Origin of the sequence: Chromobacterium rhizoryzae (assembly GCF_020544465.1) — a bacterium.
Lineage (GTDB): Bacteria > Pseudomonadota > Gammaproteobacteria > Burkholderiales > Chromobacteriaceae > Chromobacterium.
In genome coordinates this window covers 2,203,289-2,226,373 of the sequence record NZ_CP066126.1, presented here as the reverse complement: position 1 = coordinate 2,226,373, position 23,085 = coordinate 2,203,289, and the positions used below count along the sequence as shown (strand labels likewise).

The 23,085-nt window shown below is 67.6% G+C and carries 12 protein-coding genes; 4 read left to right on the top strand and 8 right to left on the bottom strand.

Going from position 1 to position 23,085, the window contains the following annotated elements; genetic code table 11:
* Nucleotides 1-59: 59 nt before the first annotated feature.
* From JC616_RS10100 to JC616_RS10085, 4 genes are all read right to left on the bottom strand, one after another.
* Nucleotides 60-824, bottom strand: coding sequence for an SDR family NAD(P)-dependent oxidoreductase (locus tag JC616_RS10100; RefSeq protein ID WP_227108043.1), 765 nt, complete (start codon nt 822-824; stop codon nt 60-62).
* Nucleotides 821-3,913 (bottom strand): PfaD family polyunsaturated fatty acid/polyketide biosynthesis protein, encoded by a 3,093-nt coding sequence (locus JC616_RS10095; protein ID WP_107799359.1) that lies wholly within the window; start codon nt 3,911-3,913, stop codon nt 821-823. Before JC616_RS10095 ends, JC616_RS10100 begins: the two co-directional genes overlap by 4 nt.
* Nucleotides 3,914-8,248 (bottom strand): hotdog fold thioesterase, encoded by a 4,335-nt coding sequence (locus JC616_RS10090; protein ID WP_227108041.1) that lies wholly within the window; start codon nt 8,246-8,248, stop codon nt 3,914-3,916. It lies immediately after the preceding gene.
* A 241-nt stretch (nt 8,249-8,489) separates the two neighbouring features.
* Nucleotides 8,490-15,197 carry a type I polyketide synthase gene (locus JC616_RS10085; RefSeq protein ID WP_227108039.1) on the bottom strand — a complete coding sequence of 2,236 codons (6,708 nt, stop codon included), beginning with the start codon at nt 15,195-15,197 and terminating at the stop codon, nt 8,490-8,492.
* Nucleotides 15,198-15,912: 715 nt separating this feature from the next.
* Between JC616_RS10085 and JC616_RS10080 the strand changes: the two genes are divergently transcribed.
* The 4 genes from JC616_RS10080 to JC616_RS10065 are packed head-to-tail and all read left to right on the top strand — an operon-like array spanning nt 15,913 to nt 20,084.
* Nucleotides 15,913-17,040 (top strand): ABC transporter permease, encoded by a 1,128-nt coding sequence (locus tag JC616_RS10080; protein WP_107799362.1) that lies wholly within the window; start codon nt 15,913-15,915, stop codon nt 17,038-17,040.
* A 10-nt stretch (nt 17,041-17,050) separates the two neighbouring features.
* Nucleotides 17,051-17,770 (top strand): ABC transporter ATP-binding protein, encoded by a 720-nt coding sequence (locus JC616_RS10075; RefSeq protein ID WP_107799363.1) that lies wholly within the window; start codon nt 17,051-17,053, stop codon nt 17,768-17,770.
* Nucleotides 17,767-18,687 (top strand): HlyD family secretion protein, encoded by a 921-nt coding sequence (locus JC616_RS10070; RefSeq protein WP_227108037.1) that lies wholly within the window; start codon nt 17,767-17,769, stop codon nt 18,685-18,687. The genes JC616_RS10075 and JC616_RS10070 overlap by 4 nt, the downstream gene beginning before the upstream one ends.
* Nucleotides 18,684-20,084 carry an efflux transporter outer membrane subunit gene (locus JC616_RS10065; RefSeq protein WP_227108036.1) on the top strand — a complete coding sequence of 467 codons (1,401 nt, stop codon included), beginning with the start codon at nt 18,684-18,686 and terminating at the stop codon, nt 20,082-20,084. Before JC616_RS10070 ends, JC616_RS10065 begins: the two co-directional genes overlap by 4 nt.
* 33 nt (nt 20,085-20,117) lie before the next feature.
* On the opposite strand, the gene JC616_RS10060 is transcribed toward JC616_RS10065, so the two are convergent.
* From JC616_RS10060 to JC616_RS10045, 4 genes are all read right to left on the bottom strand, one after another.
* Nucleotides 20,118-21,503 (bottom strand): ATP-binding protein, encoded by a 1,386-nt coding sequence (locus tag JC616_RS10060; protein ID WP_227108034.1) that lies wholly within the window; start codon nt 21,501-21,503, stop codon nt 20,118-20,120.
* Complete coding sequence (locus JC616_RS10055; protein ID WP_107799367.1) at nt 21,500-22,150, bottom strand: response regulator; 651 nt, start codon at nt 22,148-22,150, stop codon at nt 21,500-21,502. The genes JC616_RS10060 and JC616_RS10055 overlap by 4 nt, the downstream gene beginning before the upstream one ends.
* Before the next feature lie 72 nt (nt 22,151-22,222).
* Nucleotides 22,223-22,651, bottom strand: a complete 429-nt coding sequence (locus JC616_RS10050) for a MarR family transcriptional regulator (protein ID WP_107799368.1) — start codon at nt 22,649-22,651, stop codon at nt 22,223-22,225.
* A gap of 4 nt (nt 22,652-22,655) precedes the next feature.
* On the bottom strand, nt 22,656-23,075 hold the full coding sequence (locus JC616_RS10045) for a DUF488 domain-containing protein (RefSeq protein WP_107799369.1): 420 nt from the start codon (nt 23,073-23,075) through the stop codon (nt 22,656-22,658).
* Nucleotides 23,076-23,085: the final 10 nt, after the last annotated feature.

Below are 23,085 nucleotides of genomic sequence, written 5' to 3'. Positions count from 1 at the left end.
TAGAGCGAAACCGGTTTCAACGCCGTATCGCCGAAGCGCAGCAGGCCTTGGACAGATTCTTACAAGGTGCCTACCCGCATGCCTCCATCCAGCGGAATGACGGTGGCGTTCAGATAGTTGGTCTTGCAGGTGGCCAGGAAGGTGACCACCTCGGCGATGTCCTCCGGCAGCCCCCAGCGCCCCACCGGCACGATGGACTTGACGATGGCATCGTCGGACTGCTCCACCATCTGACGGTCGACGAACTGGCCCAGCATCTTGGTCTTGCAGATGCCCGGCGCAATCGCGGTGACGCTGATGTTCAGCGGCCCCAGCTCCCGCGCCCAGGACTCAGACGCCTTGATCAGGCCGGCCTTGGACGCCGCGTACGCCGACCCGCCGGCCGCGCCCCAGATGCCGGCCACGGAGGCGATGTTGATGATGCGGCCGTACTTCAGCCGCGCCATGTGGCGGGAGAACACCGCGGTGGCGTTGAAGGCGCCGTTGAGGTTGACGTCGAACACCCGTCTCGCCAGTTCCCCGCTTTTTTCCGCCATGCAGTAGCCGCGGCCGATGACGCCGGCGTTGTTGACCAAGACCGTGATGTTGGCGCCCATGCGCTCGACGATGGCGGCGCTGGCGGCGTCCACGCTGTCGGGGTCGGTCACGTCCATCACGAAGCCGCGCAGGCTGTCCGGGCAATCCAGCTCCCGGCCCAGCTGCTCCAGCGCGGCGGCGTCCACATCGGTGGCCGCCACCGCGTAGCCCACTTCCAGCAGCGACTTGACGATGGCGCTGCCGAAGCCGCCGGCCGCGCCGGTGACGACGGCGACTTGCCGGGTCACGCCACCTCTCCTTCCTTGAAGGCGATGTCGATCACTTTGCGGGCGTTGGCCATGGCGTCGAAGATGCGTTCTTCGAAGAAGCGCACGTCGTCCTGGTTCATCAGCAGGTTGGAGTAGATCCGCGACAGCGGCGAGAACTGGATGCCGTAGCGCTTGGAGATCTCGCGGATGATGATGTCGCAGAACTTGACCTTGTCGCTGTAGCCCTCGGAGCGGTCCACCATGGTGTCCTGCGAGTGGTAGACCAGCGCGGTGGGCATGCCCTGCACCACCAGCGGCAGATCGTTGGCGTGAGCGGCCTTGATGAAGGTGTCGGAGATCTGCTCGGTGAAGCGGCCCATGCGCTCGTAGCAGCCCGGGTCCTGTTCGATCAGCTCGAAGGTGCTCTTGATCGCGGCCAGGCCCAGCGGGTAGCCGTTGAAGGTGCCGGCGTGGATCACCTTGCCGCGGGTGTAGAGGTCCATGATGTCGCGACGGCCGGCGATGGCGGAGATCGGCATCGAGCCGCCGCCCAGCGCCTTGCCGAAGGTGGACAGGTGCGGGGTGACGCCGAGGATGCCCTGGGCGCCGGACAGGCCCAGACGCACGCCGGTGATGATCTCGTCGAAGATCAGCACGATGTTGTACTTCTCGCAGATTTCCTTGGCGCGCTCCAGATAGCCTTCGCGCGGGAAGATGCCGCCGCCGTTGACGCAGATCGGCTCCATCAGCACCGCGGCGATTTCATTGTGGTAGCGCTCGATGGTGGCTTCCAGCACCTGGATGTCGTTCCACGGCAGCATGAAGGACTGGTCTTCCAGCGCGCCGTCGGCGCGGCCCAGGGTGTCCAGCAGGTCGCCCTTGAAGGTTTCCGGCACCGGGAAGCTCAGGTCCTGGCGCTTGCGGCCGCCCATGATGTTGTCGGCGTTGCCGTGGTAGTGGCCGTGGAAGCGGATGAAGCGCTGCTTGCCGGTGAAGCCGCGCGCCAGGCGCAGCGCGTTCTGCACCGCCTCGGTGCCGCTCAGGCAGAAGCGGATCATCTCGGCGCAAGGGATGTGCTTGACCATCAGTTCGCAGACTTCGACTTCCAGGTCGCAAGTGTCCACCGAGGTCACTTTCTGCATGTAGCGGATCAGCGCTTCGTTGTAAGCCTCGTTGTGGTGGCCGACGAAGAGCGCGCCGAATTTGCAGAACAGGTCCAGGTGTTCATTGCCGTCCAGATCCCAGACCCGGGAGTTGCGGCCGCGATTGAACGGCACCACCAGCGGCCGTTCCGGGTCGCCGAAGTTGTAATGGGTGCCGCCCGGCAGCAGCTCCCAGCATTGCTTGTAAAAATCCTTGGACTTGATCAGCGACAGCTTGGTATTGCCTTCCATATTCCTGCTCTCCTCTTGCTTGCCCTGTGATGCTACGGTTGGTGCTACGGTTGATGACGGGATGTCATTCAATTCGGGTTCGGGTCCGATGTCGTCTTCGTCCAGCGCCGTCATGCGGGCGCTGAGCGGGCGGTAACGCTCCAGCCGCTGCGGCGTCAGGACGCCCAGCTGGCGCAAGGCCGCCACGCGGCTCAGGTAGGCGGCGCCGGCCATCAGCTCCACCGCGATGTCGGCCACCTTGCGCTTGGCCACCGGCGCCAGCTCGCTGCCTTGCAGCCACTCGTTGGCCGCGCCCATCGCCGCGCCGCACCAGATCTGGTAATCGACCGCGCGCTCGGCCGCGCCGGAAATCGCCCAGCGCGAGGACTGGCCCAGATACCACTGGAACAGCAGCGCCATCTTTTTCTTGGGGTTGGCGTTGGCGGCGTCTATCAGCGCCTGGTTGCCGCGGCCGGCGAAGAAGGCCTCGGTGTCGGCCCATACCTGGGCCAGCGGCTGACGGAACACCTGCTGTTCCAGGCTGGCCACTTCGGCGGCCGGGATCTGTTCCAGGCCGGGGTACTGCTTGTACAGGCCGTGCAGCTTCTGCGCGCGCACCGCGTACATACTGCCGCCCTTGAGCACCTGCACCTTGGCGCCCAGTTCGAACATATCGGCCGACGGCGCCATCGCCATGTCCGCGATCTTGGCCTTGCCCAGCAATTGCTTGACCGGGTCCGAGGTGCCGGCTTCGACGCAGGCCTGGTTGATGGAGCCGGTGACCACGTAGGCGGCGCCCAGCGAGAACGCCGCCAGCGTGGCGTGCGGGCTGCCGATGCCGCCGGCGGCGCCGACGCGCACGGTGAAGGGATAGCCCTGGCCGGCGCAGATTTCGTCGCGCAGCTCCGCGATGGAGCGGAAAACGCAGCTGAGCAGGCCGTTGTCGGTGTGACCGCCGGAATCCGCTTCCACGGTGATGTCGTCGGCCATCGGCACTTTCTTGGCCAGCTCCGCCTGGCGCTCGCTGATCAGGCCGTCGGCCAGCAGCTTGCGCACGATCTTCTCCGGCGCCGGGCTGAGGAAATGCTGCGCCACTTCGCGGCGCGACACCTTGGCGATCACGCGGTTGCGGCGGATCACCGCGCCCTTGTCGCCGGCTTCCAGGCCCTTGACCCGGTAGTAGACGATGGCGGCGGACAGATTGACGTAGGCCGAGGCCTCCACCACCTTGACGTCCTGTTCGATGAACAGCTTGACGCAGTTCATCTCCCAGTCCGGCTGGCTGGGGTTGTGCAGCAGGTTGATCGCGTACGGGCCGTTGGGCAGCGCCTGCTTGATGCGGCGGATGGCGCTGCCGATGCGCTCCAGCGTCAGGCCGCCGGCGCCGAAGGCGCTGAGGATGCGGCGCGAGCCCAGCGCGATCACCATGTCCTCGGAGTTGATGCCGCCGGCCATGGCGCCCGCGTAATAGGCGAAGCGCACGCCGTAGTCACGCAAGAAGGACGGATCGCCGAAATATTCCGGCAACATCGCCGGCACCATGCCCAGGCAATCCACCTGGCCGTTGCCGGCCAGGCCGCCGGCCGGCTCCAGCAGCACCGCGTCCTGCTGGCGCAGCACGTGCAGCGGCCGCGCCAGGTCCAGCAACTGGGCCTGAGCCTGTTCCGGCGTCTGCTGGAACTTGCCGGCATGGCCCTGCCATTTGTACACCGGGGCCGCAAAGCGCGGCGCCACGCAAAGCTTGTCTTGGTTCATTCATGCCTCTATCGCTGTCAGCGCCGGCGCCGAAGCGTCCGCCGCTGCCGGCGCTCGGCTGAAGCCGGCGCCTAGGTTGTCGCACATACCGATGACGTTGCCGCGGTAGATGATCTCCGCGAGGAAGACCAGCGCCATCCGCTCCAGCTGGCCGTCGGCCTGGTAGTCGCAGTGGATGGATTTGCAGGTGAGCCGGTAACGCAGGGTGTCGGCCTCGCACTTCACTTCGCCGCGGAACTTGGCGCTGTAGCTGTGCGGGCTGAGCGCGTGCGGCACCATGCCCGGCAGCGAGTACAGCCCCAGGTAGCACAGGTAGAACTTGACCAGTTGCTCGCAGCCTTCCACCAGGAAGGTGCCGGGCATCACCGGGTCGTTCTTGAAGTGGGCGCGGAACACCCAGTGGCTGGGGTCGATGTCGCGTTCGGCCACCGCCTCGCCCAGGCCGAAGGCGCCGCCGGAGGCGGAGATGGACACCACCCGGTCCAGCATCTTGGCCGCCGGCGCGTACAAGCGCGGCGCGCGCGACGCGGCGTAGGCGGCGTCGCCGAAGCAGGCGACGAAATCGCCGCGCTGCAGGGCCTCGATATGGCTGTTGTCGAAGGACGCGCGCCCGCAGCGCAGCGGCGGCTGGAACGGCTCGGCCGGCTGGCCGGCCTTCAGATAGGGCGCGGTGTTGACCCCCTTGGATTTTTCGATGTCCTTGGGCAGGAAGAAGCCGGAATTGGCCTCCAGCTTGAAGCTCAGCCTATCGCCGACGTAGCACAGATACTCGTAGGCGATCAGCACGTTCTTGCCCACCTTGAGGAAGGACTTGATGTTGACCCGTCCGCGCAGCACTTCGCCGGCCTTGGGCAAGGGACCGTAGACCGTGGTCTGGCTGTCCACCGCCCGGTAGCGCAGCTGGCCCTTGAACAGCTGGTCGCAGCCGATATAGGTGAAGGCGACGATCATCGCGTGCGAGGCTTCCAGCGACACGAAGGCCGGCACCAGGCCGTCGGACACGTACCAGGCGTCGGGGTGCAGATCGTATTCCCACTCGATGAAGCACGGCTCCAGCTTGCCCGGCTGCGCCGACAGCGCAGTGATGCGCGAGGCGAACATATACGGCGGCGACGGCATGCGGGTGCGGATCGGGTAGCTGTCGGCCTCGGCGTAATCCGGGCCCAAGACCTTGGCGATGGAGCCGTCGGTCAGCTCCACCAGCTGCGCTTCGTCGAACAGCGGACGCGGGCGCGGCGGCACCGGCGCCGCGGCCTTGGGCTTGGCCACGCGGCGCTGGCCGGCCGGCGCGCCGGCGCCCAGCAGTTGCGCGATGCGCTGGTAGAAACGCTGCTCGGCCTGCAGATAGCTGAGCTGGGTCTGCGCCTGTCGGCTGTGCTGCCTTTGCAAGACCGGCGCTTCGCTGTCGGCCGGCGCCGCGGCGGCCGGCTGCGGCTGCGCCGGTTCCGCCACCGGCTGCGGACGCCGCCAGGGCTTGACGTCGCCGAACAGCGCGCGGTTGGCCTCGTTGACGATCATCTCGGCGATGGTGTGTTCGCGGCCGGTGTGCACGGTGGCGACCAGGGCCGGACCGCCCGTCTGCGGCGGCGTCGGCGTTCTGGCTTCCAGGCGATTGGCCTCGCCGGGCTCTTGCAGAATCATATGGGCGTAGCCGCGGTCCAGGCCCAGGCTGTTGACCGCCGCCAGCCGCAGACCGCCGGCCGGCGCCGGCCAGGCCGCGCCGGCTTCTCCGGCGCGGAACACGGCGCGCAGCGCGGCCTCCGGATAGGCGGCCAGCGCCGCCGCGCCGGGCAGCTGCCGGCGATGCAGGCAGAGCGCGGCCTTGATCACGCTGACGATGCCCTGGGCCGAGGCCAGCTGGCCGTAATTGGCGGCCACCGAACCGGCGGCGACGCCGCTGTCGCGGTAGACCCGGGACAAGCCGTCGATCTCCACCTGGTTGTCGCTGGCCAATGCACCGCCGCTCAGTTCCAGATAGCCCACCGACGCCGGATCCGCGCCGGCCTGGCGCAAGGCCGCCGCCGCCGAGCGCGCCACCGCGTCCGCCGCCGGTTGAAACTCGGTGCTATCGCCGCAGGCGTGGCCGATGGCCAGGCCGCGCATCACCGCATAGATGCGGTCCTTGGCTTCCAAGGCCGCCTGCTCGCGCTTGAGCACCACCACGCCGCCGCCCTCGCCCACCGGCGCGTCGACATGGCCGGCGCCGCGGCGCGGCGCCCACAAGACGTTTTCCAGACCGCCGGCGAAGCTGCCGCCGGCGACGATGACCGCGTCCACCAATTGCTCGGACAACATGAACTGCGCCAGTTCTATCGCCTTGAAGGCGGCGTTTTCATGCGCGCACAGCGAGAAGGCCGGGCCGTCCAGCTTCAGATGGGCGGCGATGCGGCTGGCCACCACATTGCCGATGCCGCCGGTGATGCCTTCCGGATACGGCTCCGGGAACAGGCTGTCCTTGACGATGGTTTCCAGCGCCGCGGTCTGCGCCTCGCTCAGCGAGATGCCGCTGTGCGCCAGGCTGTCGCGCACCTGCCAGGCCATCTCGTTGCGCGCCTGATAGCGCGAGCAGCTGTAGTCGACGTCGCCGGCGACGATGACGGCGATATTGCGCTTGTGGCCGTCCAGCTGGTAGCCGGCGTCGTAGAAGGCGCGCTCGGCGATGGGCATCAGGAACAGATGTGACAGCAGATGGCTGCCCACCACCTTGGGCGGCAGCTTGAAGCGCTTGCAGTCGAAGTCGAACTGCTCGATATAGGCGCCGGCCGGCGCCTGACGGTAGCCGCGCGCGCCCAGCACGTCGGCGCGCCCCTCCAGGCCCAGCCAGCGGGTGCGCGGCAGCGGGCGGAAGTGGCGGCGGCCCTCGGCCACCGTCCGCAACAGGGCGTCCGGGGTTTCAGTGTCCGCCAGCGCCACGCCCACGCCCACGATGGCCAGGCTTTGCTGTTCGGCCGGCAGCTGCGGCCAGGCGGTCACCGGCGCGTCGGCGCGGTGTTCGCGCAGCACCATGTGGCCGTTGACGCCGCCGAAGCCGAAGGCGTTGATGCCGGCGCGCTTGGCCTGGCCGCGCTGCGGCCACGGCGTGGTGTCGCGCACCACGTGGCGGATGTCCAGCTGGCCGCCCGGGGTGCTGACCATGTCTTCCACGTTCAACGTCGGCGGGATCACGCCGCTGCGCATCGCCAGCAGCACTTTGAGGATGCTGGCCATGCCGGAGGCGGTCAGCATATGGCCGATATTGCCCTTGTTGGCGCCGATCAGCGGCCGTTGCGCCTGGTCGGCGAAGAAGGTCTCCACCGAGCCCAGCTCCACCTGATCGCCCACCGGGGTGCCGGTGGCGTGGCATTCCAGATAATCGATGTTCTTGTCCACGCCGTCGTAGGCGCGTTTCAGCGACAGCAGCTGGCCGTTGAGGTCGGGCACCAGAATGTGCTTGGCGCCGCCGTCGTTGGACAGGCCGATGGATTCGATCACGCCGTAGATGCGGTCCTTGTCGCGCACCGCGTCGGCGTAGCGCTTGAGCGCGATCACGCTGGCGCCCTCGCCGGCCTTCAGGCCCTGGGAGTTGCGGTCGAACGGCACCGACTGGCCGTCGGCCGGGAAGGCCTGCAACACATTGAAGCCGTGATCGATGTAGATGTGGTCGGCGTGGCAGACCGCGCCGGCCAGCATCAGGTCGGCCTTGCCGCTTTGCAGGTAGTAACTGGCCACGCGGATGGCGTACAGCGCGGAGGCGCAAGCCGCGTCCAGCGCGAAGCTGGGGCCGGCCAGGCCCAGCGCCTGGGCCGCCAGCGTGGCGTTGTGGCTGCCGGTCATCAGATTGAGATCGGACAAGCCTTCCGCCTGCCAGGGCTGGCGGAAATGGAAATCGTCGCGTTGCAGCAGTTCCTGGACGTAGGGTTCCAGGATGCCTTGGTAGAAACCGTTGAGCAGCTTCTTGCCGGCGTGCGTGGGCATGCCGATATTGCCGATGATCAGGCCGCAGCGCTCCAGCGCCTCGGCGCTGTGGCCCACACCCTGGCCGGCGTCGATCAAAGCCTGTTCCGCCGCGTACAGCGTCCATTGGAACAGCGGGTCCAGCGCCTCCAGCTGCGCGGCCGGCAGGCGGTAGCGGCCGGCGTCCAGCTTGAAGCCGCGCACATGGCCGTTCTTGTTGTAGGCGATCTTGTCCGCGGTGCCCGGCACCGGGTGGCGATACAACGCCGGGTCCACGCCCAGCTCTTCCCGGCTCAATTCCGAGGTGCAATCCCGCCGCTCCAGCAGGTTGCGCCAGTACTGTTCTGGCGTTTCGGCGCCTGGAAACAGGCAGCCTAATCCGATAATGGCGATTTCTTCCATAGTGCATTCATGCCTAAAGTAGAGCCAACATTCCCAAACCTTGGGCGCAACCGTCCCCCTCCGCCGCCGGCCGCTGTTGAGGCGGCGGGCGGCGGCGCGGGATCAGGATTGAACCGGCGCGGGCCGATTTCGAGTGCGGCGGCGGCAAGGCGGACCTTCCGCCGCCGCGCCTCGGCTGTATGGCCGGAACGCGTCGCCGCGCTCCGGACCGGCTGCGCCCGCAGGCGCAGCCTTGCTCGCGTCACACCGCCACGCTGGCCTCCGGGTCGCACATCAGCTGCCGCAGCTTCTTCGACACGGTGAACTGCAAGCCGGACAGCTTGCTGTACACCTTGCCGTCGGCGCCGTGGACGGTGACGTCGGCCAGCAGAGTGGTCGCGGTTTGCGCCGTGACCGCCATGCTCAGATAGAAGGCCTGGTCGAAAGCCAGCGGCGCGTACTGCCGCCACTCGGCGATCTGCAGCGGCAGCCCCGCCTTGTCCGACTGCGACATCAGCCAGATCAGCGGCGTTTGCAAGGCCACGTCCGCCAGGTAGGGGTTGAAGGAGTTCACCGGGAACTGCCCCTGTCCCCCCGCGGCGGCCAGCCTACCGCCGGCTTGCAAGCCCTGGCCGTCGAGACGGAACAAGGACTGCACGCCGCGGAAGGCCGGGCCGTGGAACAGCCAGGCGCCGTCGCGCATGTCGCCGTACAGCGGCGCATGCTCCAGCGGCTCGCCCGCCAGCGCCTTGGGCCCGTCCAGCGGCGCTTCCGCCGCCAGCCGGCTCATGGTCACCCGCGCCTGGTAGCGGTTCAGCGCGGCCCCGTCCACCTGGTTGAAGATGCTCACCTCCAGCGTGTGACGGTCGCCGTTGCCGCCGGCTTCGGCCACCGGCCGCAGTTCGGTGATGAAGCGCCGCTGCTCGCCGGCGTCGAACACCACGCCCTTGAGCACGCGGAAGTCCGTCAGCGTCTCCAGCCGATAACCGGGCAGCAGGTCTTCGCACAGCTGCACCATCCAGCCGGCCGCGGCGGTGGCCGGCAGCACCGGCTGTCCGCCCACCACGTGATCGCCCAGGAAGCCGTTGACGGCCGGGTCCAGCTCGCGCTCCACCCGGGTCAGCGCCGGCAGGGTCTTCTGCTTGCGCCCCACCTTGTAGCTGCCGCCGCCCACGATCACCTGCGGCACCAGGCCGGCGGCGAACTCGTCGACGAAGAACTGCGCGCCCACGGCGGTGGGGATGATGGCCAGGCCGCGGTCGGCGTAGGCCTTCTTCAGCACGTCGTTGACCATGCCGCTGTCCCACGGACCCCAGTTGATGCTGCGCACCTGCTGTTTCGGGTACAGGGTCTGGTACAGATAGGCGAACTTGTTCAGCGCGTCGTTGGCCATCGCGTAATCGGTCTGGCCGGCGTTGCCGAAGAAGCCCGACACCGAGGAGAACAGCACCAGATGACGCAAACCGTCCGGCTTGACCGCCGCCAGCAGGTTCTCCAGCCCTTTCACCTTGGTGTGGAACACCGAGCGGAAATCGGCCGGGGTCTTTTTCTCGATGCGCTTGTCCGCCAGGTTGCCGGCGCCGTGGATAATGCCGCGGATGGGGCCCAGCTGCCGCTGCGCCTCCGCCGCCGCCCGCGCCACGTCCTTGGCGTCGCCAATGTCGCAAGCCAGATAGATGGCCTGGCCGCCGGCCTGCTCGATCCGGGCGATGGTGTCGCGCACCTCGGCCAGTTGCAGCAGTTCCTTGAGCAAGGCGTCCACCTTGACCGGGGTCACCGTCTCGCCCTGCTGTTGCAGATGGCGGATGGCGCGCGCCTTGAGCTCGGCCACTTCGCCGCCGCCCTCCGCCCATTCCGGCAGCGGCGCGTCGATGCGGGTGCGGCCCAGCAGCGCGAAGCGGGCCGGATAACGCTTGGCCAGCGCGATCACGCACTCGGCGGTGATGCCGCGCGCGCCGCCGGTGACCAGGAACACGGTCTTGGCGTCGATGCCGGCCACGGCCTGCGGGTCGGTCGGCGCCGCCTCGAAGCCCAGCGTCATCCGCTCGCCCTTGACGCCGCGGCCCACTTCAGCCACGTCGGACTGCACGTCGCGCAGTTCTTCCAGCAACATCGCGGCGATGGCGCTCTTGCCGCATTTGGGATCGAAATCCACGGTGCGGCAGAACACGTCTTCCCACTCGATGTTCAGCGCCTTGCTCAGGCCGCTGACGCCGGCGGCGGCCACCGGAAAGGCGGCGCGCCGGGCGGTGCCCAGTTCGCCGTCCAGCTGGCTGGCCACGAAGAAGCAGGCGCGGCCGAGGCCGGGCTGCGTCAGCGAGGGCTGCAGCAGCTTGGCCAGCAGGAACAAAGCCTGAGCGGTGTCGTACTCGGCCGCGGCGAAGGCGTTGGCCAGCGATTTGACGTTGCCGGCCGGCGCTTGCAGGTGGATGAAGCCGCCCACCTGCCCTTCGGCCACCGCGATCCGCGACAGCACGTCTTCCAGCGCCAGCTCGTCGGCGCGTTCCAGCACGTAGTCGTTGACGTGCTTGATCGCCTTGCGCTGGCCCTTGGCCTGCTGCCACTTGAACACCAGCCGCGCCACCTGCTGGCCGTGGGCCAGCAGCTGTTTGGCCACTTCTTCGCTTAAACCCTTGCCGTCGTCGGTCAGCAGCCAGAGCCGGCCGGCGGCCAGCTCCAGCAGGTCCGGCTTGGGCAAAGCTTGTTTCCGCGCCTGAAAACGATGGATGGACGCGGCTACCGTATGGGCATCACTTACAGGGGATTGCTGAGCGAGGGCAGATGCCGTCTCCCGGGGCTCAGCTAGGGATTTTTTTGCTGCGGAGTCCTCCACGGCAACGTCGGACACCAGTTTCTTGGTGGACGACACCACGCCCAGCTGACGCAAAGGCTTGGCCTCCGCCGCCGGGGTTTCGTGCAAGGCGGGCTCGCTGGAGACCGGGGCCGGCGCGGCCTCCGGCGCCGGAGCGGCTTCCGCGGCCGGCGCGGCGGCGCCGCCCTGCTTCAGCTCGGTCAGCAGTTCGGAGATGGTCTGCTTGAAGAAGCCGCCCATCTTGCGGATGTTGCTGAAGGCGTCGATGTCGAAGGTTTCCATGTCCTTCTGTTTTTCCATGTCCTGGAAGTGCGGCACTTCGGCGGACAGCTGGTCGAACATGGCGCCGAAGATTTCCAGGCGCTTGATCGAATCGATGCCCAGGTCGGCTTCCAGATCCATGTCTTCATTGATCATGTCGGCCGGGTAGCCGGTGCGGTCGCTGACGATGGCGATCAGTTGCTTGATCAGGTCGGCCTCGGTCAAGGCTTCGAAGCGCTGGATCAGGGCCTGGTCCTCGGCGCTGATCGCGGCGACGGGCGCGGCGGCTGCCGGAGCGGGCGCGGCTACCGGGGCCGGCGCGACCGGAGCGGCTGCTTGCGGAATCTCCTGCAGCGTCGGCTTGGGCGCCTGCACCGCGCTCACTTGAGCCACCGGGGCGGCGGGGGCGGCGGCGGGCTGAGCCAGGGGCGCGGCCGCCGGCAATTCCACCGCGGCGCGCGGCGTTGGCAAGCTCACTTCCAGCGGCGCGCGCTGTTGCAGGCGAGCGGCCACCTGGCCGCCGCGGGCGGCGACGTCGGCGCCCAGCAAAGCTTGCTGGTTGTCGAAATAATGTTCGTGGTTGACGTGGTAGAGCTCCTGGTTCTTGTCCAGCAGCTGCAGGCTCTGGCCCAGGCTGGCCACCACTTCCGTCAGTTGCTGGCTGCCCTGGAATTTCTCCAGCAAGGTGTATTGCTTGTTCATCAGCGAATCCAGCAGCTGAATGTAGTCCTTCTGATTCAGCTGGAACTGCTGGTGCACCTGGCTGAGCATGTTCTGCGCCTGGATTTGCGCGTCCAATACGCTCAATACTTCGTTGTCCGAGCTACTGCGTTGCATGATTCCCTCTCCGCTTATGACATGGACCGGCTCCAGCCACACCATGTCGTCCCTGTTGTCGACCAAAGTTTCCACCACTACCGTACTATCCCGCTCCGTCTCCGGTGCCCGCGGCGGCGAGCTGGCGGCGAGCCGCTCGTCGATGAAGGCGTCGATGACGCGCGTATCCTTGCGCATGGCGTGCGCGCGGCGCTGCTTGGCTTTCTCCGAGTAGAAGAAGCCGCCGCTCATTGTGTAAGTCAGCGCCTTTTTCTTGGGCGCCGTCGCCAGCGGCAGCGCCGCCTGCGGATCGGTGGAGCTCAGCTCCACGCCCTCCACCGCCAGCCGCGCCAGCGCGCGCTTGAATTGCAGGGCTTCCTCGCCGTTGGCGCTGGGGTTCAGCGACACCACCGCGTGCGGCTTGTCCTTGAGGATGTCCGCCACCAGCTTGCCCAGAATGCCCTTGGGGCCGATCTCGACGAAGAGATAACCGCCCTGCTGATGAATGCGTTCAATGGTTTGCTGGAAGCGCACCGGGCTGACCAGTTGGCCGATCAAGGACTGCTTGATCTTGGCCGGGTCGTCGGCGTGGCGCTCGCCGCTGGCGGTGGAATACACCGCGGCTTGCGGCGCCTGGAACGGAATCCCGGCCAGGCTGGCCTCGAACGGCGCGCAAGCGTGGCGCACGAAGTCGGTGTGGAAGGCCGCCGACACCGCCAGCACCTGGCTGCGCACCTTGCGCTCGTTCAGGAACTCATGGGCCTGGCGGATGATGTCGCCGGCGCCGCCGAACACCAGTTGCTGCTGCGAGTTGTAATTGGCCACCACCAGCTCCGGGAAGCGCTCCAGCACCGCGCTGGCTTCGCTCTCCGGCAGCGAGGCCGCCAGCATCGCGCCCGGCTCGCCGCCCGGCACCGGGCTGGCCACCGCCGCGCCGCGCGCCAGCGAGGCGCGGTAGAAGTTCTCGTCGCTCAAGACGCCGGCGGCCCATAGCGCGGTCACCTCGCCGTAGCTGTGGCCGGCCAGGAAGTCCGGCCGCAGGCCCAGACCGCGCAGCAGCTTGTAGTAGCCGGCGCTGATCGCGCCTATCGCCGGCTGCGCGGTGCGGGTCTGGGTCAGCTCCGCCATCTGACGGTCCGCCGTCTCCGCGTCGAAGGCCGGCGGCGGGAAAATCGCCGCCGAAGGCAGCGGCAGCCCGTCGGCGTGCGCCGCGGCGTCCAGGCCCTCCAAGGTTTCGCGCATCGCCGGGTAATCGTTGGCGATGTCGCGGCCCATGTTCACGTACTGCGCGCCCTGTCCGGGGAACAAGGCCACCACGCGGCCGGCCAACGGGGCCGCCTCGCGCTTGTAGTAAATGCCCAGCGGGTGTTCCCAGTCCTGATCCGGCCGCGCCCGCAGCAGCTTGATCGCCTCGTCCAGCAGGCCGGCCGCCTGTTCGGCGGAGCCCGCGACAAAGGCCAGGCGCGCGGAAGCGGCCGGCGCGCGCGCCGCCGCGCCTTGGTGCAGACGGAACTGATAACCGGCGTCTTCGGCGCGGAAGGCATCCAGCTTGTGCTCGGCCAGCGCCAGCAGCTGCTCCGGGCCGTCCGCGTGCAGCAGCACCACTTCCGGGCGCAGGTTCAGGCGGAAATCGCCCTGCGGCCGCGCCTGATGCTCTTCCATGATGGCGTGGTAGTTGGTGCCGCCGAAGCCGTAGGCGCTCAAGGCGGCGCGGCGCGGCGCGCCGTCCACCGGGCTCAGCCAGGGCCGGCTGTCGATGTTGACGTAGAAGGGGCTGGCGCTGTCCGCCAGTTCGCGGCTGGGCTGGCTGACGTTGATGGTGGGCGGCAACACCTTGTGATAGAGGCCGAGCGCGGCCTTCATCATCGCCGCCGCGCCGGCGGCGCAACGGGTATGGCCGATCTGCGATTTGACGCTGCCGATGGCCACCGAGCCGGGCTGAGCGCCGCCGGCCTCGAACACCGCGCGCAAGCTCTTGATCTCGGTCTCGTCGCCGGACTGGGTGCCGGTGCCGTGCGCCTCCACCAGCTGGATCTCGGCCGGAGAAATGCCGGCGCGCGCGTAAGCGCGTTGCATCGCCTTGACCTGGCCTTCGTGACGCGGCGCGAAAATGCTCTTGGCGCGGCCGTCGCTGGAGGCCTGCAGGGATTTGATCACCGCGTAAACGCGATCGCCGTCGCGCTCGGCGTCTTCCAGGCGCTTGAGCACCAGGAAGCCCACGCCGTCGCCCAGCATCATGCCGTCCGAGGATTCGTCGAAGGGCCGCGACAGATTGCTCTTGGACAGGGCCGGCGTCTTGCTGAAGCACAGGAAGGAGAAGATCGAGTTTTCCAGGTTGACGCCGCCGGTCAGCACCACGTCGCAGCTGCCGTCCACCAGCTCGCCCACCGCCGCCTTGATCGCGGCCAGGCTGCTGGCGCAAGCGGCGTCCACCATATAAGAGGTGCCGCCCAGATCGAAGTAGCTGGCGATGCGGCCGCAGGCGACATTGCCGAGGAAGCCGGGGAAGCTGTCCTCGTTCCATTCCAGATAGAGATGGTTGACGCGGTCGATGACCTCGTCGGCCACCGCGCCGGGCAGGCCGGCGTGGTTCAGCACCTTGCGCAGATACGGCTCCTGCTGGCGGAAGGCCAGCGAGAAGGAAGTGTTGCCGTTGCCGGCGCCGCCCAGGATCACGCCCACGCGGTCTTTATCCACCGGCAAGGCGTCCTCGCCCACCAGCCTGGCGTCCAGCATCGCCTGTTTGGCCACGTGCAGCGCGAAGATCTGCGCGGTGCTGATGGACTCCAGCATCAGCGGCGGCAGTTTGAATTCCACCGGATCGAAATCGATGGCCGGCACGAAACCGGCGCGATGGCCGTAAGTCTTGTCGGCGGCGCTCGGGTCCGCGCTGTAATAGTCTTCCTTGCGCCAGTATTCATCGCCGTTCTTCTGGTCGATGTCGGTCAGGGAATCCTTCTTGTCGACGATATTGGTCCAGAAATCGTACAAGGTGGCCGCATCGGGAAAGTGGCTGGCCATGCCCACAATCGCGATATCCACCGTGCCCGGTCCTATCCTGCTAGCTACGGTCTTGCTCATTGCTCCTCCCGCGGTGAACCTGCTGTTTCGCATCATTCGCTTGCCGCCGCGCACCAACCGGGAAGCGCAATCGCCGGCCGCACGGCCAGGGTCGACTGCCTTTCTTTAAATCCGGTCCCGCACGCAAAGCCTGGATCGAATTCGCGTCCGGCGAACCGCCGCACGCGCCTGCTGCCTATTACGCAAACCACATCCAAAACCGCGATCTCAACTTGACAAAATCTTTACAACCGAAACTGTCAAATCCGGTTTTGGAAAATTATGACGTTGAAATCTTAGTGTTTCCTTAGGGCTTTCTTGCAGTTGACTGATTTACCTCCACAGATCTGGAGAAAAATATATACAGAACAAAGCAAGTCATTGATTTTGATGATGTATCTTTATTGACACACCAATGCCAAAGTCATTATTTTTTAGTAAATCCATTACTGAAAAATAAAAAAACCAAGCTTGAAAAAGAAAACTGAGGAGAGTCTGAGCAGGCAATAAGAACAGCGGCTTATTGAATTGGCATTCAAATTCAATATCCAGACTAATACCAGTGGTATTAATACTAGGGAAATCCCGTACGCCGACTCCGCCTTATTCACGCTTGGCCGCGCTCAGAAAACCCTAAGCAGGAATAGGCATACTGCCCTCATTTCACCCCGGAGACAGTCATGCCCCAGCCCAACCATCCCCCCTGCCGGCCCGGCTGCAGCGCGGAGGCCTGACCATGGTCTCCCTCGCTCGCGCCTCGCTGATCTACGAGTGGCGCCGCTTCCTGCCGGCGGTGCTGGCGGTGGCTTTCGCCGGCCTGCTGGTGCAAGTGCAGCTCAGCCTGCTCTTGGGCATGTTCAGCTCGGTAGGTGTTTACATAGACCGCTCCAGCGCCGATCTTTGGGTGGGCTACCCGGCCACTCAGAGCGTGGATCTGGCCCGGCCGATTCCCGGCAAGACCGAGAACAACCTTTGGGCGCATCCCGAGGTCACCTCGGTGGAACGCTTCACCTGGACCATGGCGGACTGGCAGCGTCCCGGCGGCGGCAAGCTCAGCGCGGTGCTGATCGGCATCGACCCGCGCCCGCAGGCGATGACCTTCGCCACCTTGCTGACCCCGGCGCTGCGCCAGGAGCTGACGGTGCCCAGCACCGTGCTGGTGGATGAGAGCGATCTGGAAAAGCTGGGCGTCAAGATAGGCGACTACGCCGAACTCAGCGGCAAGCGGGTGCGCATCGGCGGCACCGTCAACGGCATGCGCGCAATGGGCGGGGCCAACATCCTGACCTCGCTGAACACCGCGCGCCGCATCGACCCCAATCTGCGCAACGACGCCACCGACTACTTCCTGGCCCGGCTGCGCGACCCCAGCCGCGCCGAACTGGTGCGCGACCAGCTGCAGCCGGCCGGCAGCTTCAAGCCCTTCCAGGTGTGGACCGCCGAGGAGTTTTCCATCCAATCGCAGGTGTATTGGCTGTTCGAGTCCGGCGCCGGCTCCGGCTTCCTGTTCTCCTCCGCGCTGGGCCTGCTGGTCGGCATCGTCATCACCAGCCAGACGCTGATGGCGGCCATCGTCGCCGCGCTGCGCGAATACGCCACCTTGCGCGCCTTGGGCGTGTCCTCCTCCTCCTTGCGCGCCGTGATCCTGGAGCAGTCCTTCTGGGTCGGCCTCGCCGGCCTGGTGATCACCGCCGTGGTCGGCGCGCTGCTGGTGATGGCCGCGCGCCACGCCCACATCGCGCTGGAAGTGCCGGTGTGGGGCTGCCTGGCCACCGGCACCCTGGTGCTGGGCATCGCTCTGCTGTCCGGTCTGTCCGCGCTGCGCGCGCTGAACCAGGCCGAACCCTCCACCCTATTGCGATAAGGAGACTCTCATGTCCGCCTCTCCCGCCATCGTCGGCGAAAACCTGAACCGCTCGTTCAGCAACGGCAAGACCGAGCAAACCGTGCTCACCAATATCTCGCTGTCCATCCTGCCCGGCGAACTGACCCTGATCATCGGCCCGTCCGGCTCCGGCAAGAGCACCTTGCTGTCCGTGCTCTCCGGCCTGCTGCCGCCCAGCTCCGGCCGCGTCACCGCGCTGGGGCTGGAGCTGACCCGGCGCTCCATCGAGGAATTGAGCCGCTTCCGCCTGGAGCATTGCGGTTTCGTGTTCCAGGGCTTCAATCTGTTCGCCTCGCTGACCGCGCTGGAAAACGTGCTGCTGCCGCTGAACTACGGCCCCAAGATCAGCAAGCCGGAAGCCGAGAAGCGCGCTCAGGAGGCGCTGGAACTGGTGGGCCTGGGCCCGCGCGCCAAGCTGCGGCCCATGGAATTGTCCGGCGGCGAAAAGCAGCGCGTCGCCATCGCCCGCGCGCTGGTCAAGCGGCCCAAGCTGATGTTCGCCGACGAGCCCACCAGCGCGCTGGACAGCCATAACGGCCAAGTGGTGATCGACCTCTTGCACCAGATCGCCCAGGAACAAGGCACCACGGTGCTGGGCGTGTCGCACGACAACCGCCTGATCAAACACGCCGACCGCGTCATCACCCTGGAAGACGGCCAGGTGGTCAAAGACCTGCGCGTCCATAACACGCCGATGGAGGTAGCATGAGCAGCCCTATTCCCAAGACCCCGCTGCGCCTGGGCCCGCTGCTGGCTTTGAGCCTGTTGCTGGCCGGCTGCTCCGAACCGCCGCCTCCCGCGCCGGTCCAGCAATCGCCGTGGGCCGCCATCGCCAAGGGCCGCGTCAGCATAGAAGGCGGGGTGATCAATATCGCCGCGCCGCGCGCCGGCATCATTCGCGAGGTGTCGGTGGAAGAAGGCGCCGAGGTCAAACCCGGCGCGGTGCTGGCCCGCATCGACGACCGCGAGGCCAATCTGGCGATGAAGGTCCGCGAGCAGGAGCGCGACGAGGCGCGGCAGGCGCTGACGCTGCTGCAGGTCAAGCACGCCATCGCCCAGCGCGAGCTGCAACGGGTGTCCGCGCTGAGCGGCGACGAAGTGGTGTCCAAGCAGGAAAAAGACAACGCCCGCGATCAGGTCAAGCTCAGCGCCTCCGAACTGGCCCGCCAGCAGGCGGCGGTGGCCACCGCCGACGCGCAAGTGGCGGCCAGCAAGCTGGAAGTGGATCAACACGTGGTCCGCGCGCCGCTGGCCGGCCGCATCATCCGCCGCCAGGCCCGCCCCGGCGACGGCACCTCCACGCTGAACGTGACGCCTCTGTTCATGTTCGCCCCCAACGGGCCGCGCATCGTCCGCGCCGACCTGGAAGAACGCTATGTGGGCTTGGTGGCGGCGGGACAGGCGGCCGAGGTGACGCTGGAAGCGGACGAAACCAAGGTCTACAAGGCCAAGGTGCTGCGGCTGGGCCAGGTGTTCGGCAACCGCCCGGACAACGACGACCCCAATGAAAAACAGGACGTGCGCGTGATCGAATGCGTGCTGGCGCTGGTGGACGCGCCGGAAATCCGCATCGGCCAGCGAGTGCTGGTGCGCATCGCCCGACAAGACAAGGCGGGCAAGCCATGATGCGCCCCATCGCTCTGCTGCTGCTCCTGGCGCTTGGCGGCTGCGCCGGGCTGGAGCCTTCGCGCCCGACGCCGGCGCTGCCGGAACGCTACGGCCGGACCCTGCCCGGCGCCGGCCCGGACGCCCAGGCCTGGGACGGTTTCGGCGATCCCGGCCTCAGCCGCTGGATAGCCGCGGTGCGCGAGGGCAACACCGACCTCGCCGCCAGCCTGGCGCGGCTGGACGCCGCGCGCGCCGAACTGGGCGTGCTCAACGCCGACCGCTATCCCAAGCTGGACTTCGAACAATCGGTGGAACGGCGCAAACTGTCCAAATTCGATTTGGGCGAAGTGAGCGAAGACACCGCCAATCCCAGCACCCGCTACAGCACGCGGCTGGCGCTGGGCTATGAAGTGGACTTGCGCGGCCGGGTCAGCGCCGCGACGCGCGCCGGCCGCGCCGACCTCAAGGCCAGCGGCGGCGACCTCGACGCGCTGGGCCTGAGCCTGGCGCGGCAAACCGCCGAACTGTGGCTGACCCGGGCGGAGCTGGCCGCCGACATCGAACTGGTCCAGGAGGCCGCGCGGCTGCGCCAGCGGCTGCTGGCCGGCGTCGCCGCCAAACGCCGCGTCGGCCTGGCCAGCGGCCGGCAACTGCTGGAACCGGACAGCGAGGCCAGCGAAGCCGCCCGCCTGGTCGCTCAGCAAGGCGACGCGCTGAAGCGGGTGGAGCGCAGCCTGTGCCAGCTGGCCGCCAAGATGCCGGACGCCTGCGGGCTGCCGCCGGCGCGTCCGCTGCGCGAACTCAGGCTGCCGGAAGTGGGCGGCGACGTGCCGGCCCGGCTGCTGCAGCGCAGGCCGGATCTGAGCGCGGCCCAGGCCCGCTACGACGCCGCGCGCGCGCGCATCGACGAAGCCGAGGCCGCCCGCTGGCCGTCGCTGACCCTGAACGGCGGGCTGGGCATCAGCGCCGGCAGCTGGTCCGGTCTGCGCGGCAGCAAGGTGCTGAACTGGTCGCTGCTGCCGCAGCTGGACATTCCGCTGTTCGACGCCGGCAAGCGCAAGGCCGAGGCCCAGCGCGCGCGCTCCGCCGCCGCCGAGCAATACGCGGCCTGGCGCGGCGCCGTCACCCGCGCGGTGTACGAGGTGGAAGACGCCGCCGCCTCCGCCCATTTCGCCAAAACGGATCAGGAGGCCAGGCAGCGCCAATACGTGGACGCCAGCCGCCGCTTGCGCGCCGAGCGCGACGCGCGCGGCGTGGGCCTCAGCGACGGTCAGGCGGAATGGCGCGCGCAACTGGCGGAGCTGCAGGCGGAACAGGGCGTGCAAGGCGCGCGCCGCCAGCAATTGCTGGCGGCGGCCAATCTGATCGCCGCGCTGGGCGGCGGCTGGGAGGGCGCGGACAAGAGCGCGCCCTGAGAAGCGATGAAGCGATGCGGGAGCGCGGCGGCCTCAAGCCGGCCGCGCGTCGCAGCGCGGCAGGCGGATTTCCACGCCCAGGCCGTTGCCGTGCAGGCCGTCGGTCAGCAGCAGGCTGCCGCCGTGCAGCTCCACCACCCGCTTGACGATGGCCAGCCCCAGGCCGCTGCCGGTCACGGTATTGTCGGGCAGGCGCACGAAACGCTTCAGCACCTGATCCCGCCACTGCGGCTCGATGCCCGGCCCGTCGTCCAGCACCGCCAGCCTCACATTGGAAAACCCCTCGCTGACTTCCACATTGATGCAAGCGCCGTCCGGGCAGTAACGGATGGCGTTGTCCAGCAGATTGTCCAATAGGCTATCCATCGCGCTGGCGTCGCCGCAGCAGGCCGCCGTCTGCGCGCCGTCGTAGGCCAGCGTGATGTTGCGCTCCATCGCGCGCGGCACCTGGCGCGCCAGCGCCGCGCGCGCCAAGGCCGCCAGATCGAAGGATACCGGCAGTACCCGCGCCGATTCCGCGTCCAGCCGCGACAGCGTCAACAGCTTGCCCACCAGTTCGCCGCTGCGGCCTATGCTGGCGTCCAGCAAGGCCGCCAGCGCCGCCCTCTCCTGTTCGGACTCCGCGCGCGCCAGCAGATGCACTTGCGCGCCTATCGCCGCCAGCGGCGTGCGCAGCTCGTGCGCCGCGTCGGCGAAGAAGCGCTGCTCGCCCTCGCGAAAGGTCGCCAGCCGCGACAACAACTCGTTGACGGAATTGAACACCGGCCGCAGTTCCTGGTATTCGGGGTCGGCGCAGGCCAGCGGCGCCGTCGATTGCACATCGCGCGAGGTGATGGTGGTGGCCAGCGTCGCCAAGGGCTGCAGGGCGCGGCCGTAACCGACGCGCAGCAGCAGCATGATGATGGGCACCGCGGCGATCAGCGGCAGCAGGAAGAAGATCAGGATTTCGGCCTGCACCCGCTGCACGAAGCTGCGCGCGATCGCCAACTGCACCCGGACCTCGTCGCCGCTCGCCGTCAGCATGCGCCAGCGCCCCTGGTTGGCCGGCGCGCCGCCGCTGGGCGGCTGCTCCAGCTCCGGCCAGGCGCTGGACACCGCCAGCAGGCGCTGGCGCTTGTCGACGATGCGATAGGCCAGCTCGTCCTTGACCGGCGGCCTTTCGCTATAGCCGTGGCCGAACTGGCCGATCAACTGATCGACGACGCGGGCGCGCTCGCTTTCCTTGATGTCGGCGCTGTAGACGGTGGCCAGGGTGCGCGCCAGCCCGCGCAAATCGCCGTCCAGATAGCCGGAACCGACCCGGGTCACTTCCCAATAAAACCAGGCGAACAGGACCAGCCACACCGCCAATAGGGTGCTCAGACTGGTCCATAGCAGCCGCCGGTAGAGCGAGCGCCGCGCCAGCGAGGGGATGATCATGCCGGCTTGGGCAGCAGATAGCCGACGCCACGTATGGTGCGGATCCAGTCCGAACCCAGCTTGCGCCGCAGATTGTGGACATGCACTTCCAGCGCGTTGTCGGACTCGCAGCACAGATGCTCGACCAGGTGCTCGCGGCTGACCACCTTGCCGGCCTTGCGCACCAGTTCGAACACCAGCGCGAACTCGGACGGCGACAAAGCCACCGCCGCGCCGCCCATCGACAGCTCTCGGGTTTCGGCGTTGATGCACAAGTCGCCAATCTGCCAATTGGCCGACACGAAGCCGCTGCTGCGCCGGGTCACCGCCTGCAGCCGGGCCAGCAGCTCGGGAATCGCGAAGGGCTTGACCAGATAATCGTCGGCGCCGTTGTGCAGGCCGGCCAGCCGGCTCTCCAGCGCGTCGCGCGCGGTCAGGATGATGACCGGCAGCGTCGATCCGTTGCCGCGCAGCTCCTGCAGCAAATGCAGGCCCTCGCCGTCCGGCAAGCCCAGATCCAGCAGCAGCGCGTCCTGCGGCTCCTCGGCCAGAAAGGTGCGCGCCTCCTTCAAGCGCCTCACCCAGACGGTGCGAAAGCCGGCCTGGCGCAAAGCCTGCCCCAGCGCCTCGCCCAATGCCAGATCGTCCTCCACCAACAGTATGTTCACGGGATATCTCCGCTCGCCAAAACAATGTCAAAATCATGCCAGAGCGCCATGGCAAAAGCTACCGGGCCGACGTCAATCCTCGGGCTGCAAGAGATGATCCAGCGACAGCACATCGCCCAGCCGCCGCAGGGCCTGCAACTCCTCGCGATGCTCTCGCGCCAGACATTCCGCCAGCGCCTCGCCCTTGGGCAGCAGCCGCACTTCCACGCAGCGGCGGTCGTCCCGCCCCGGGCTGCGCGCCACCAGCCGCTGCTGCTCGCAGCGGCTGATCAGGCCCACCACGCTGTGGTGGTGCGACTGCAGCCGCTCGGCCAGTTCGGCCACCGTGGCCCAGTCGCGGCCGGGAAAGCCCTTGATCTGCAGCAATAGCAGGTATTGCAGCATGGTGATGCCGTGGCGCTGGGCCGCCTCCTCGCTGAAACGCTGGAAGCGGCGCAAACGATAGCGGAAGTCCGCCAGACGTTCGAAATCCTGTTTGGAGAAGCTGGATGGCTCTGGCATGCGGTCAATGATCCAGCAAGGCGCGGTAGCACACCGGCGACGCCAGCTCTCCGGCCTCGATGCGCGCTATCTCGTCCAGCTTGTCGCCCAGGAATTGCGCCAAGGCCTGCGCCGGCTGCTTGTCGCCGCCGCCCGCGTGCAGCAGCACCAGGCCGCCGCGGCGGCTGGCCTTCCACAAGGGCCACCAGCGCTGCGGGTTCGCCGCCAGGTCGGCCCAATACACCTCGCAGAAGGTGGGCCAATGACGGTCGTCCTGGCGCAGCCATTTCAGCAAGCCGGGCGCGGGCGCCACGCTTTTGAGCCAGTGGGCGGCGTCCAGCGCCTGCCGCGGCAAGCCCTTCGGCCAGGTCTCCTCGATCAGAAAAGCGTTATCAAGCCCCGGCCGGTATTCGCTCACCGGCAATAGGCGAATGGTTGCGTCCATTGCGTCACTC